The following is a 13,568-nucleotide window of genomic DNA, read 5'->3' on the forward strand; positions in this document are numbered from 1 at the left end:
ACGGTGCCGCCGCGGGCGACCCGCCCCGGCCCGGCGCGGCGGCGGTGCCGCCGGCCGGATTCCCGTGGCCCCCCGGACCCGGCCAGGGAGCGGCGGGCAACGGCGCGCCGCCGCCCACCCGGCCCGGCCACCCGGACGCGGCCGGCGGGGACGGCCCGCTCCCGCCGTCCGGCACCGGCACCGGCACCGGCACCGGCACCGGCACCGAGCCGGTACCGCCCGTCCGGAACCGGCGGCGGCTGCTCGCCGTCGCCGGTGTCGCGACGCTGGTGCTGCTGGCGGGCGTCGTCTTCTTCGGCACCGGCGGCTACGGCCTGCTGGTCCGGGAGAGCGAGGCGATCACCCCGGTGCCGCCGCAGTTCACCGGCACCACGGCGGCCGCCCTCCCGATCCCGACCATCGGCGAGACGATCCCGGCCGGGCAGACGTCGGGATTCGTCGCCGTGTCGCCGAACGGCAGGCTCGCCTACGTGGCGAACCGGGCCGCCGGGGTGGTGACCGTGCTGGACACCGCGGTGGACCGGGTCGTCGCGACGATCGAGGTCCCGGCCGGCCCGCCGCAGTACATCGCGTTCGCGCCGGACGGGCAGCACGTCTACGTCAGCGTGTTCGACGAGGCCCGCACGATCGCGGCGGTCGCCGTGCTGGACACCGGGACGAACTCGGTGGTCGCGACCGTCCCGGTGCGGACCCGCCCGTACGCGCTGGTCGTGACGCCGGACGCGAAGCGGGTCTACGTCCCCAACCACGACTCGGGGACCGTCTCGGTGATCGACACCGCGACCAACGAGGTGGAGTCGGAGATCACGGTCGCGCCGAACCCGCACTGGGTGGCGCTGTCCGCCGACGGGAGCCGGGCCTACACCGCAAACCACGAGTCGAACCTGATCAGCGTGCTGGACACGGCGACGAACGAGGTGATCGCGGAGGTCCCGGTCGGGATCAGCCCGCACAGCATCGCGGTGAACCCGGCCCGCCCGCTGGTGGCCAACGTCAACTACGACTCGGCCTCGGTGTCGATCACCGACACCGACACGAACACCGTGGTCGCGACCGTCCCGGTCGGCCGGAACCCGCAGGCCATCGCCTGGTCGCCGGACGGCCGGTTCGCCTACACCGCGAACGTCGAGGACGACACGGTCTCGGTGATCAGCGCCGACGCGAACGTGGTGACGGCGACGATCCCGGTCGGGGACGCCCCGACGAGTGTCGCGGTGCTGCCGTCGGGCGAGCGGGCCTACGTCAGCAACCTCAAGAGCGGGACCCTGACGGTGCTCGACATCGGCCGCTGAGTCCCGGCCGGTCGGCCCCGGTCAGCCGCCGGCGAACGGCGGCAGCACGTCCAGCACCGAGGCGTCGCGCAGGACGGTGGAGCGGTCGCGCACCGCGTACTCGTCGAGCAGGAAGCTGCAGCGGTCTAGCACGGTGCCGAGCTCCGGTCCGTGCGCCGACCGCAGCAGGGCGACGGCGTCGGCGACGGTCGCGTCCGGCGGGAGCGTGACGGTCTCCTCCGCGGTGCCCGCGGCGGCCTTGGCGGCGGCGAAGTAGCGCACGGTCAGCGTGCGGTGCGCCGCGGTGCCGTCGTCGTGGCTGCCGGTGCGGCCGGTGGTGCGGCTGTCGATGCCGGTGGTCATGCCGGTCATCCTCCGATCGAGCTCATCGGACGGGTGGGCTGCAGGAAGCCGGGATCGTCGATGCCGTGCCCCGCCTTCTTGCCCCACATGGCGTACCGCCAGGTGTCGGCGATCTCGGCGTCGGTCGCGCCGCCGCGCAGCATCGCCCGCAGGTCGGTCTCGCCGGTGGCGAACAGGCAGGTGCGGACCTGCCCGTCGGCGGTGAGCCGGGTGCGGTCGCAGGCACCGCAGAACGGCCGGGTCACCGAGGCGATCACGCCGACCGTCGGCGCGGTGTCCGGCGTGCCGGGGGTGCGCAGCGGTGCTCCGTCGCGCCGGCCCAGCACCTCGAACTTCTCGGCCGGGGCGCCGCCGCGGTCCTCGCCGGACTCCCGGAGCACGAACCGCTCCTCCAGCCGCGCCAGGATCTCCTCGGCGGTGATCATCTCGGAGCGCCGCCAGCCGTGCTGCGCGTCGAGCGGCATCTGCTCGATGAACCGCAGCTGGTAGCCGTGGGCCAGGGCGAACTCCAGCAGATCGGCGGCCTCGTCGTCGTTGACCCCGCGGAGCAGTACCGCGTTGATCTTCACCGGGCGCAGCCCGGCGGCGTGCGCGGCGGCCAGCCCGTCGAGCACGTCCTGCAGCCGGTCCCGCCGGGTGATCTCGGCGAACCGCTCGGGGCGCAGGGTGTCCATCGAGACGTTGAGCCGGTTCACCCCGGCGGCGGCCAGGGCCCCGGCGCGCCGGGCCAGGCCGATGCCGTTGGTGGTCAGCGAGATGTCCGGCCGGGGGTGCAGCGCCGACGCCGCGGACAGCACGTTCTCCAGGCCCTTGCGCAGCATCGGCTCGCCGCCGGTGAACCGCAGCTCCTCGATGCCGAGCTCGTGCACGGCGACCGCGATGAGCCGGTTGAGCTCGTCGTCGGTGAGCTGCTCGTCGCGCGGCATCCAGTCCAGGCCCTCGGCGGGCATGCAGTAGGTGCAGCGCAGGTTGCAGCGGTCGGTGAGCGAGATCCGCAGGTCCGTCGCGACCCGGCCGAACCCGTCGACGAGACGGGTGTCGGCGGGGCGGGACGGGTCCCGGGACGGGCCGCCGCGCAGCGTCGGCAGGCCGAGCTGGGTGGTCATGGGCCCGAGGCTAGCCCCCGTCGCGCCGACCGGCACAGCGCGGATTTCCGCAGCTCAACGCGGTGATCCGCAGCAGCGGGAGCGGTCCGGTGCGGCTCGTCGCAGGTGCGGAACTAGTCGCGCTGTACCTAGCCGAAAGGATAGGTACAGCGCGACTACTCCGGCCGGGACCGCTCGTCCGGTGAGCGCCTCAGGAGTGCGCGGCGAGCTCCTGCCGCGCGACCGAGCGGATGTGCACCTCGTCCGGGCCGTCGGCGAACCGCAGCGCCCGCGCCCAGGCGTAGAAGTAGGCGAGCGGGAAGTCGTCGCTCATCGCGCCGCCGCCGTGCACCTGCATCGCCCGGTCGATCACCGCGCAGGCCGTCCGCGGCACCACGACCTTGATCGCGGCGATCTCGGTGCGCGCGCCCTTGGCGCCGTGCTCGTCGATCAGCCAGGCCGTCTTGAGGGTCAGCAGCCGGGCCTGCTCGATCTCCATCCGGGACAGCGCGATCTGCTCGCGCACGACGCCCTGGTCGGCCAGCGGCCGCCCGAACGCGACCCGCGCCTGTGCCCGCTGCACCATCAGCGACAGCGCCCGCTCGGCCATCCCGATCAGCCGCATGCAGTGGTGGATCCGGCCGGGGCCGAGCCGGGCCTGGGCGATGGCGAACCCGCCGCCCTCCTCGCCCAGGATGTTCGACGCCGGCACCCGCACGCCGTCGAGCACCAGCTCGGAGTGGCCGTGCTGGTCCTGGTAGCCGAACGTCGGCAGGTGCCGCACGATCTGCAGGCCCGGGGTGTCCCGCGGGACCAGGATCATCGACTGCCTGCGGTGCGGCGAGACGGACCCGTCGGAGTCCGGGGAGGTCTTGCCCATCACGATGAAGATCCGGCAGCGCTCGTCGGCGGCGCCGGAGATCCACCACTTCCGGCCGTCGATCACGTAGTCGTCGCCGTCGCGCCGGATCCTGGTCTCGATGTTGGTCGCGTCCGAGGAGGCCACGTCCGGCTCGGTCATCGCGAACGCCGACCGGATCTCGCCGGCCAGCAGCGGCTCCAGCCACTCCTGCTTCTGCGCCTCGGTGCCGAACAGGTGCAGGGTCTCCATGTTGCCGGTGTCCGGGGCCTGGCAGTTGATCGCCTCCGGCGCGATCACCGGCGACCAGCCCGACACCTCGGCGACCGGCGCGTACTCCAGGTTCGACAGTCCCGACAGCGAGGGCAGGAACAGGTTCCACAGGCCGCGCCCGCGCGCCTCCTCCTTGAGCGACTCCACCACCGGTGGCAGGTCCCACTCCTGCGGCGTGCCCCGCCGCTGTGCGCGGAACGCGTCGTACTCGGCCTCCGCGGGCAGCACCCGCTCGTCGAGGAAGGCGCGCATCCGCGCGGTGTAGTCGGTCGCCGCTGCACTGGGTGCGAAGTCCACGGCGCGATCAGAACACACCGGCGCGGCCGGGGCGCGCACACGCCCGGCGGGAGCTGCGTGACATCCGCCGTGGCACCGCCGCAGGCGCGACCTTAGTATCCACGACGTGCCGCACTTCAGGATCTCCGAGGCCGCCCGCCTGCTCGGCGTCAGCGACGACACCGTCCGCCGCTGGGTGGACGCGGGGACGCTGCCGGTGCAGGCCGACGCGTCCAACCGCAAGGTCATCGACGGTGCGGCGCTCGCCGAGTTCGCGCGCGAGCACGCCTCCGCGCCGCCGGACCCCTCGGTCGTCCAGCGGTCCGCCCGCAACCGGATGGTCGGCCTCGTCACCTCGGTCGTCGCGGACACCGTGATGGCCCAGGTGGAGATGCAGTGCGGCCCGCACCGGGTGGTCTCCCTGATGAGCAGCGAGGCCGCCCGCGACCTCGGGCTGGAGCCCGGCGCGCTCGCCGTGGCGGTGATCAAGTCCACCAACGTCGTCGTGGAGACGCCGGGCGGCGCTCTGTGACCACGACCGCTCCCGCTCGCCGGGAGCGGGCGGCCGACCGGCACGGCACCGGCGTCGGGTTGCCGGTCTGGATGTGGATCCCGGCCGGGCTCGGCTTCCTGGTGATCGCGCTGCCGGTGTTCGGCCTGCTGTGGGAGGCCGACTGGGCGGCGATGCCGTCCCTGCTGACCAGCGACGCGGCGCTCTCGGCGCTGCGGCTGTCGCTGCTCACCGCAGGCGTCTCGACGACGCTGTGCCTGCTGCTGGGCGGTCCGCTCGCCGTGGTGCTGGCCCGCGGCCGGATCAACCGGCTGCCCCGGCTGATGCGTGCGGTCCGCTCGATCGTGCTGCTGCCGCTGGTGCTGCCGCCGGTCGTCGGCGGACTCGCCCTGCTGTTCCTGCTCGGTGCGAACGGCCTGGTCGGGCAGGGACTGGATGCCGCGTTCGGGATCTTCATCCCGTTCACCACGGTGGCGGTGATCCTGGCCCAGACGTTCGTGGCGATGCCGTTCCTGATCGTCTCGCTGGAGGGTGCGCTGCGGACGGCGGGGGAGCGCTACGAGGCGACGGCGGCGACCCTGGGCGCGTCCCCCGGGCTCGCCTTCCGCCGGGTGACGGTGCCGCTGGTGCTGCCCGGTCTGGCGTCCGGGCTGGTGCTCGCGTTCGCCCGCTGCATGGGCGAGTTCGGCGCCACGATCGCGTTCGCCGGGAGCCTGGAGGGCACCACCCGGACCCTGCCGCTGCTGGTCTACCTGCAGGGCGAGACCGACGTCGCGGGCGCGGTCGCGCTGTCGCTGCTGCTCGTCGTGGTGTCGCTGGTCGTGATCGTCGTCGGCCGCCCGCGCGGGATGGACGGCCGCGGATGAGTGGCGTCGAGCTGGCCGTCCGGCTGGAGCGCGACGGGTTCGCCCTCGACCTGGAGCTCGCCGTCGCCGACGGGGAGGTGCTGGCCGTGCTCGGGCCGAACGGGGCCGGGAAGTCGACCCTGCTCGGCGTCCTGTCCGGGTTGCTGCGGCCCGACCACGGCCGGTTGACGGTCGGCGGCCGGACCCTGCTGGACACCGGGACCGGCGGGTTCGTCCCGCCGTACCGGCGCGGGGTGGGCCTGCTCGCCCAGGAACCGCTGCTGTTCCCGCACCTGTCCGCGCTGGCGAACGTGGCGTTCGGCCCGCGGGCGCACGGGATGCCGCGGGCCGAGGCGGACGAGCGGGCCCGCGGGCTGCTGGCCGCGGTCGGCGTCGAGCAGCTCGCCGGCCGCCGCCCGGCGCAGCTGTCCGGCGGTCAGCAGCAGCGGGTCGCACTGGCCAGGGCGCTGGCCCCGCGGCCGGGCCTGCTGCTGCTCGACGAGCCGCTCGCCGCGCTGGACGTCGACGCCACCCCGGCGATGCGCTCGCTGCTCCGCCGGGTGATCGCCGACGGCGGGCAGACCGCGCTGCTGGTCACCCACGACGCGCTGGACGCGCTGGTGCTGGCCGACCGGGTCGTCGTGCTGGAGGCCGGCCGCATCGTCGAGCAGGGCCCGGCCCGGGAGGTGCTGGCCCGCCCGCGCAGCGCGTTCTCGGCCCGGATCGCCGGTCTGGACCTGGTGCCCGGCACCGCGGACGGCGCCGGCCTGCGCACCGACGACGGCGTGGAGCTGCACGGGCACGCGATCGAGGTCGCGATCGGCGAGCCTGCGGTCGCGGTGTTCCCGCCCGCCGCGGTGTCGGTGCACGCCCGCCGGCCGGAGGGCAGCCCGCGCAACGTCTTCCGGGTCCGGGTGGCGGCGCTGGAGCCGCGCGGCGACACCGTGCGGCTGCGGGCGGGCGCCCCCGACGGCGGGCCGGACTGGGTGGACGGGCTGGCCGCCGACGTCACCCCGGCCGCGGTCGCCGAGCTGGGGGTGGAGCCGGGGCACGAGCTGTGGTTCGCGGTGAAGGCCGCGGAGGTAGCGGTGCACGGGCGCCTGGGCTGATCCGGCGGCTACACATCCGTCACCCCACGAGTCACACGATTCACCCGGGCCACCATCGTGTCTCTCGCCCCACCGGCAACGCCCGCATATCGTCGCTTTCCGTGAGCCTCCACCGTTCCCGAGCCGCTGTCGCGGTCACAGCTGGTGCGATGACCGTCGCGCTCGGTGTTCTCCTCGCGCCGGTCGCGTCGGCCGCGCCGGACACCTCCGGCGCCGCGAGCAGCGCCGTCAGCAGCACCGGGAACAGCAGCACCGGCAACAGCAGCACCGGCAACAGCACTGCCGGGAACAGCACTGCCGTCGGGGCGGTCACCGGGTACCTGGTGCAGACCGCCACGGCCGGCCAGACCCGGGCCGCGGTGGAGGCGGTCGGCGCGGAGCCGAGCGTCACCTTCGACACGGTGCTGCACGGGTTCGCCGCCCCGCTCGACCCGGCGCAGGCGGCCGAGCTGCGTGACCGGCCGGGCGTCGTCGGGGTCGAGGAGGACCGCACCGTCACCCCGCTGGACCCGCAGGCCGCCCACCAGGCCGCCCCGCTGGACCCGGACGACCCGGACGGCGCCGCCACCGCCGAGCAGGCGCCCGGGAACTGGGGCCTCGACCGGATCGACCAGCCCGATCTGCCGCTGGACGGGCAGTACCGGCGTACCGCGTCCGGCGCCGGGGTGGACGTCTTCGTGCTCGACACCGGGGTGGACGCGCGGCATCCGGAGTTCGGCGGCCGGGCCCGGCTCGAGGTCAACACGATCGACGACCGCGACGAGGACTGCGACGGGCACGGCACCGTCGTCTCCGGCATCGCCGCGTCGAACAGCTACGGCGTGGCCCCCGGGGCGAACGTGCGCGGCGTGAAGGTGCTCGACTGCAACGGCACGGGCACGCTGTCGTCGCTGCTGGCCGGGCTGGACTGGGTGGTGCAGAACAAGCGCGGCCCGTCGGTCGCGGTCATGTCCTGGAGCTACGGCAGCTCGCCGATGCTGCGCCAGGCGGTGCAGCGGATGCTCGACGCCGGGGTGTTCGCCGCGTCGTCGGCCGGCAACACCGGCGGCGACGACTGCACCGCGTTGCCGCGGGCGGTGGACGGCGTGCTGGTGGTGGCGAACTCGACGATCGAGGACCGGCGGGCGTCGAACTCCTCGACCGGGCGCTGCGTGTCGCTCTACGCGCCGGGCACCCGGATCGTGGCGCCGGTGCCCGGCGGGGGCACCGCGTCCTACAGCGGGACGTCGATGGCCGCGCCGTTCGCGGCCGGCGTCGCGGCGCTGTACAAGCAGGCGCAGGGGGACCGGCCCAGCCCCGCCGTCAAGCAGTGGATCATCGACAACGCGGTCGGCGGCCGGATCGACGGCGGCTCCACCGGCAACACGCCGAACCGGCTGCTGCAGACCGGCGGCCTCTGAGCCGGCGGCCGTCTACCGTTCCGGTCATGCCAGGACAGCACGACATCCCGGCGGACCTGCCCGCGCTGGAGGCCGGCTACCTGGTCCCCGGCACCGCGGACTGCCCGACGTTCCGGGAGGACACCGAGTGGCGGGCGATCGTCGACGGCGTCGACTACTTCGCCCAGCTGTGCGAGCTGTTCGACCGGGCGGGCCCCGGCGACTCGGTGCTGATCACCGGACTGAACCTGCAGCCGGACATGGACCTCACCGGCGCCGAGCCCGGCGACGAGGACTACGAGGCGCTTTCCGACCGGCTGGCCCGGCTCGCCGACGACGGCGTGGACGTGCGGGTGCTGCTCACCGCAGCGGTGTTCTCCGGGTCGGTGCCGGGGGTCGCGATCGGGCCGTTCCGGGCGAACGCGTTCGCCGCGCTGGAGCTGCGCCGGCGGCCGTCGCTGCGCGGCCGGGTACTGCTCGACTGGTCCGGCTCCGGCATCGGCTGCCACCACCAGAAGATCGTGTTGGTGCACGTCGGGGGCACGCTGACCGCGTTCGTCGGCGGTCTCGACCTGTCGGCGAACCGGTTCGACGCCGAGCCGCACGACCGGCTCTCGATCGGTGACGAGCGCTGGGGCTGGCACGACGGCGCCGTCCGGCTGCGCGGCCCGGCCGCCGGCCGGGTGTGGGAGGTGTACCGGGCCCGCTGGGCGGAGGCCGCGACGCTGCCGCCGCGGTCGTTCTACCGCCCGCCGGCGCGCTGGGAGCCGATGAACCCGGAGCCGTTCGCGCCGCCGCTGCCGCCGTCGCCGCCGACCCCGGCCCGGGCCGCCCCCGGCACCGCGGTGCAGGTCCTGCGCTCGCTGCGGCCGTGGAAGATCGACCACTTCGGCACGCTCTACCGCCGGCACTGGACGGTGCTGCCGCGGCACGGCGTGCAGGAGGTGTTCCACGGGCTCGCCGCGGCGATCCGCGGCGCCCGGCACTACATCTACCTGGAGGACCAGTACTTCTTCGAGGTCCCGGGCGGCCGGCGGGCGTTCCGGCTCTACGGCCTGCTGCGCGACGCCGCCGCCCGCGGCGTGCGGATCGTGCTGGTCTGCTCCGGCCGCCGGGACCCGGCCGACGCCGGGATCAACACGTTCCGCCGCCGGGTCACCGGGGACGTGCAGCGCGGGGTCATCGACCAGCTGGCGCCGGCCGACCGCGGGAACGTGATCATGCACCGGATCGAGGGGCTCACCGTGCACACCAAGGTGATGCTGGTCGACGACGTGTACGCCGCCGTCGGGTCGGCCAACTTCTTCTCCCGCTCGATGCGCGGCACCGACACCGAGCTGAGCGCGGCGCTGGTGACGACCGGGGACCAGGTGCGCGACCTGCGGGTCCGGCTGTGGGCGGAGCACCTGCGGACCGAGCTGACCGACGAGCTGCGGCCCCGGCTGGAGGACCTGGACCTGGCGCTCGGGATGTGGCGCCCGGAGTGGCTGCCGCCGCAGGCGCCCGCCGGGACCTGGCGGGAGCCCGGCTACCCGGCCGGGTTCGACCCGGCCGAGCGCGTGCTCGTCCCGGTCGGGCCGTGGCCGGAGCCGTCCCCGCGGCCGCTGCGCCGGGCCGCCCGCGGGGCCCGCCGGGGCGCCGCCCGGGTGGCCGAGTCGGGCCGGCGCGCCGGGCGCAGGCTGTCCTCCTGAACCTCGGGTGCACTCCTTACGTGGGTAGCCGGGTGTTGGCAGCGGCCCGGTTCCGGGGACAGGATGTGACGGCCGCCTCCGGGCGCCGCACCGCGCCGAACTGCGCCGCACCCGGCGTCGTCACCAGCACTGCCGAGGAGAACATCGCCGTGACCTCCACCGCCGCCGGAGCCCCCGCCGTCCCGTCGTACGCGTCCGGGGTCTCGGACACCCCGCTGCTCGGCGACACGATCGGCGACAACTTCGACCGGACCGCCGCCGCGTTCGGCGACAACGACGCGCTGGTCGACGTGCCCACCGGCCGCCGCTGGACCTACACCCAGCTCCGCGAGGCCGTCGACAAGCTCGCCTGCGGCCTGCTCGCGGCCGGGGTGGCGACCGGGGACCGGCTCGGGATCTGGTCGCCGAACACCGCCGAGTGGACACTCGTCCAGTACGCCACCGCGAAGATCGGCGTCGTCCTGGTCAACATCAACCCGTCCTACCGGACGCACGAGCTGGAGTTCGTGCTCAAGCAGGCCGGGATCTCCACCCTGGTGTCGGCGTCGGAGTTCAAGACGTCGAACTACGAGAAGATGATCGCCGAGGTCCGGCCGAACTGCCCGGAGCTGGAGCGGGTCGTGATCGTCGGGTCGGACGAGTGGACCGCGCTGGCCGACGGCGGCGCGGCGCCGGACCGGGTCCGGCTGGCGCAGGTGCAGGCGTCGCTCGGCGCGGACGACCCGATCAACATCCAGTACACCTCGGGGACGACCGGCTTCCCGAAGGGCGCGACGCTGTCGCACCACAACATCCTGAACAACGGCTACTACGTCGGGAAGCTGTGCGGGTACACCGCGGCCGACCGGGTCTGCATCCCGGTGCCGTTCTACCACTGCTTCGGCATGGTGATGGGCAACCTGGGCTGCACCACCAACGGCGCCACGATGGTCATCCCGGCGCAGGGCTTCGATCCGAAGGCGACCCTGCGGGCCGTCGAGCAGGAGCGCTGCACCTCGCTCTACGGGGTCCCGACGATGTTCATCGCCGAGCTCAACGATCCCGACTTCGAGTCGTTCGACCTGTCCAGCCTGCGCACCGGGATCATGGCCGGCTCGCCGTGCCCGGTCGAGGTGATGAAGCAGGTCGTCGAGCGGATGGGGATGGGCGAGGTGACGATCTGTTACGGCATGACCGAGACGTCGCCGGTGTCCACCCAGACCCGCGCGGACGACTCGCTGGACCGCCGGGTCTCCACCGTCGGCCGGGTGCACCCGCACCTGGAGATCAAGGTCGTCGACCCGGAGACCGGGAAGACCGTGCCGCGCGGCGAGGCCGGGGAGCTGTGCACCCGCGGCTACTCGGTGATGCTGGGCTACTGGAACCAGCCGGACAAGACCGCCGAGTCGATCGACGCGGCCCGCTGGATGCACACCGGCGATCTCGCCGTGATGGACGACGACGGCTACCTCAACATCACCGGCCGGATCAAGGACATGGTCATCCGGGGCGGCGAGAACGTGTACCCGCGGGAGATCGAGGAGTTCCTCTACACCCATCCCGACGTGGTCGACGCCCAGGTCATCGGTGTTCCGGACGAGCGCTACGGCGAGGAGCTGTGCGCCTGGGTGATCCTGCGCGAGGGCGCGGCCGAGCTGACCGCGGACACGCTGAAGGAGTTCGCCACCGGCAGGCTCGCGCACTACAAGATCCCGCGCTACGTGCTCGTCGTCGAGGAGTTCCCGATGACGGTCACCGGCAAGGTCCGCAAGGTCGAGATGCGCGAGCGCTCGGTCGGCCTGCTCGACCTGGAGGCCGCGGCCGGCGTCCGAAACGCCTGACTCTGGCCGTCCGCGGACGGTACGATGGGCACCTGACGCGTCCGGGTGACCCGAGCACGGTTTGTCACGGTCCATCCGGGCGCGTTCGTCGTGCACGCAGCAATCGCAGTGAATCGAGGAGCACGGTGCCCACCGGCAGGGTGAAGTGGTACGACGCGGAGAAGGGCTTCGGCTTCCTCTCGCAGGACGGCGGCGAGGACGTCTACGTCCGCAAGGCGGCACTGCCGGCGGGGGTGGAGGCGCTCAAGTCCGGTCAGCGTGTCGAGTTCGGTATGGCCGAGGGGCGGCGCGGGCCACAGGCGCTGTCGGTCCGGCTGGTCGAGAAGCAGCCGTCCGCCGTCGAGAACACCCGGCGCCCCGCGGAGGAGCTGCACGGCCTGATCGAGGACATGATGCGGCTGCTGGACAACAAGATCCAGCCCGCGTTGCGGCACGGCCGCTATCCCGACCGCAAGACCTGCAAGCTGGCCGCCGAGGTGGTCCGCGCGGTCGCCCGCGACCTGGACGGCTGACGCCCGCCGGGCGCCCGGAAATGCCGGGCGCCGGCGCGGCGTTCCGGCAGGCGTGCGCCTGTCGTTGCTGGATCGTTCGCGGACCCGGGCCGGCGAGCCCGACTCGGCCGCGCTGCGGCACACCGTGGCGCGGGCCCGGCGTGCCGAGCAGCTCGGCTACCACCGGTTCTGGGTGGCCGAGCACCACGCGGTGCCCGGGATCGCGTCCGGCAGCCCGCCGGTGCTGATGGCGGCGGTGGCCGCGGCGACCGACCGGATCCGGGTCGGCTCCGGCGGCATCATGCTGCCCAACCACCAGCCGATCGTGGTCGCCGAGCAGGTCGCGATGCTCGCCGCGCTGTACCCGGGCCGGATCGATCTCGGCATCGGGCGGTCACCCGGCTTCACCGAGCCGGTCCGGCGGGCGCTGCGCGCCGCGGCCGCCGACGACGACACCTTCCGGGCCGAGCTCGCCGAGCTGCGCTCGTTCCTGGACGGCACCGGCCCGGTCACCGTCCGGCCGCGTCCGGAACGGTCGGTCCCGCTGTTCCTGCTGGCGACCGGCGCCGGACTGCGGCTCGCCGGGGAGCTCGGTCTGCCGGCCGTCGTCGGCGGGCCGGTGCTCGACGACCGCGCCGCGCTGGAGGGCTACCGCGAGCGGGCCGGCGACGCCGCGCACCTGGTCGTCTCGGCCGACGTCCTGGTCGGGCACCCCGATCTCGCGCTGTCCGAGGCGTGGGCGCTCGCCGCCGCCCGGACCACCGGCGAGTTCCCGCCGCTGGAGCCGCCCGACCCGGGCCGCCGGACCACCGCGCGGCAGCGGGACACCGTCGCCCGGTCGCTGGCCCGGACCCTGGCCGGGGATCCCGACACCGTCGCGGAGCTGCTCGACGACCTGGTGGCCCGGACCGGCGCGGACGAGCTGATGGTCAGCTCGTCGACCTGGGACCGGGAGGCGCTGGACGCGTCGGACGCGGCGCTGGCCCGGCTGCTGGTGGGTGGGCGGGCGCACGCCGGGCGCTGAGGGGATTCACGACCGGCGTCGCCCGAGGCCCCTCAGCCCGCCGGCTGCTCCCCGACCAGCACCCAGGTCGCCCGGACCGGGAACTCCAGCTCCTCGGTCTCCGGGTCGATCGCCGGCGCCGCGCCGAACAGCTGCACCTGCGCGGTGACCAGCCGGTCGGTCTCCGAGGGCAGGATCAGCGTGTACTCGCCGCGGCTGCCCGGGGTGGCGATGTCGCTGCGCTGCTCGATCGGGGCCGGGTCGTCGCCGCGGGTGAAGGCGTAGGCGACCTGCCACGGGCCCTCCGAGACCTCCTCCGGCACGGTGATCCGGATCGGGGTGCCGGGCGGCACGTCCGCGGTGACCCGGGAGTTCGGCTCGTCCGAGCAGTTCTCCATCCGGTTGTCGCAGAACTGGGTCGGCGCGGCGGTGAGCGAGGTGCCGTCGACGTCGAACGTGACGGTGGGCCGCGACGTCCCGCAGCCGGCGAGCAGGACGGCGGCGACGGCGAGCAGCCCGGCGAGCGCGCGGCCGGACCGGCGGGATCGGGTGATCACGGCGGCCAGCCTACGTACCGCGGCCGGGCGCCCGA

13 protein-coding genes are annotated in these 13,568 nt (G+C 74.3%); 9 read left to right on the forward strand and 4 right to left on the reverse strand.

What is annotated here, in order from left to right:
* A partial coding sequence (locus tag ABD160_RS25535; protein WP_344026874.1) for a YncE family protein occupies nucleotides 1-1,292 on the forward strand: 1,292 nt, incomplete at its 5' end.
* Nucleotides 1,293-1,313: 21 nt separating this feature from the next.
* On the opposite strand, the gene ABD160_RS25540 is transcribed toward ABD160_RS25535, so the two are convergent.
* From ABD160_RS25540 to ABD160_RS25550, 3 genes are all read right to left on the reverse strand, one after another.
* Entirely contained in the window at nucleotides 1,314-1,622 is a 309-nt protein-coding gene (locus tag ABD160_RS25540) for a MoaD/ThiS family protein (RefSeq protein ID WP_425563664.1), read from the reverse strand.
* Between the two features lie 17 nt (nucleotides 1,623-1,639).
* Nucleotides 1,640-2,740 carry a GTP 3',8-cyclase MoaA gene (gene moaA / locus ABD160_RS25545; protein WP_344026879.1) on the reverse strand — a complete coding sequence of 367 codons (1,101 nt, stop codon included), beginning with the start codon at nucleotides 2,738-2,740 and terminating at the stop codon, nucleotides 1,640-1,642.
* Between the two features lie 190 nt (nucleotides 2,741-2,930).
* A complete protein-coding gene (locus tag ABD160_RS25550; RefSeq protein WP_344026881.1) occupies nucleotides 2,931-4,148 on the reverse strand; it encodes an acyl-CoA dehydrogenase family protein in 1,218 nt (405 codons plus the stop codon).
* A 106-nt stretch (nucleotides 4,149-4,254) separates the two neighbouring features.
* Here ABD160_RS25550 and ABD160_RS25555 point away from each other — a divergent pair, with 106 nt between their 5' ends.
* The 8 genes from ABD160_RS25555 (at nucleotide 4,255) to ABD160_RS25590 (ending at nucleotide 12,997) form a co-directional block, all read left to right on the forward strand.
* Entirely contained in the window at nucleotides 4,255-4,659 is a 405-nt protein-coding gene (locus ABD160_RS25555; protein ID WP_344026883.1) for a TOBE domain-containing protein, read from the forward strand.
* A 71-nt stretch (nucleotides 4,660-4,730) separates the two neighbouring features.
* Complete coding sequence (locus ABD160_RS25560; RefSeq protein ID WP_344027144.1) at nucleotides 4,731-5,504, forward strand: ABC transporter permease; 774 nt, start codon at nucleotides 4,731-4,733, stop codon at nucleotides 5,502-5,504.
* Nucleotides 5,501-6,592 (forward strand): sulfate/molybdate ABC transporter ATP-binding protein, encoded by a 1,092-nt coding sequence (locus ABD160_RS25565; protein WP_344026885.1) that lies wholly within the window; start codon nucleotides 5,501-5,503, stop codon nucleotides 6,590-6,592. The genes ABD160_RS25560 and ABD160_RS25565 overlap by 4 nt, the downstream gene beginning before the upstream one ends.
* Before the next feature lie 149 nt (nucleotides 6,593-6,741).
* Nucleotides 6,742-7,992, forward strand: a complete 1,251-nt coding sequence (locus tag ABD160_RS25570; RefSeq protein ID WP_344026887.1) for a S8 family peptidase — start codon at nucleotides 6,742-6,744, stop codon at nucleotides 7,990-7,992.
* Nucleotides 7,993-8,018: 26 nt separating this feature from the next.
* Nucleotides 8,019-9,662: a phospholipase D-like domain-containing protein gene (locus ABD160_RS25575; protein WP_344026889.1), complete on the forward strand. Its 1,644-nt coding sequence runs from the start codon at nucleotides 8,019-8,021 to the stop codon at nucleotides 9,660-9,662.
* A 149-nt stretch (nucleotides 9,663-9,811) separates the two neighbouring features.
* Nucleotides 9,812-11,482: an AMP-binding protein gene (locus tag ABD160_RS25580; protein ID WP_344027146.1), complete on the forward strand. Its 1,671-nt coding sequence runs from the start codon at nucleotides 9,812-9,814 to the stop codon at nucleotides 11,480-11,482.
* A 125-nt stretch (nucleotides 11,483-11,607) separates the two neighbouring features.
* Nucleotides 11,608-11,994, forward strand: a complete 387-nt coding sequence (locus ABD160_RS25585; RefSeq protein ID WP_344026891.1) for a cold-shock protein — start codon at nucleotides 11,608-11,610, stop codon at nucleotides 11,992-11,994.
* Between the two features lie 64 nt (nucleotides 11,995-12,058).
* Nucleotides 12,059-12,997, forward strand: coding sequence for an MsnO8 family LLM class oxidoreductase (locus tag ABD160_RS25590; protein ID WP_344026893.1), 939 nt, complete (start codon nucleotides 12,059-12,061; stop codon nucleotides 12,995-12,997).
* A 32-nt stretch (nucleotides 12,998-13,029) separates the two neighbouring features.
* On the opposite strand, the gene ABD160_RS25595 is transcribed toward ABD160_RS25590, so the two are convergent.
* A complete protein-coding gene (locus tag ABD160_RS25595) occupies nucleotides 13,030-13,533 on the reverse strand; it encodes a DUF2771 family protein (RefSeq protein WP_344026895.1) in 504 nt (167 codons plus the stop codon).
* Nucleotides 13,534-13,568 lie beyond the last annotated feature (35 nt).

It is taken from the genome of Pseudonocardia kongjuensis (assembly GCF_039526905.1).
GTDB lineage: Bacteria > Actinomycetota > Actinomycetes > Mycobacteriales > Pseudonocardiaceae > Pseudonocardia > Pseudonocardia kongjuensis.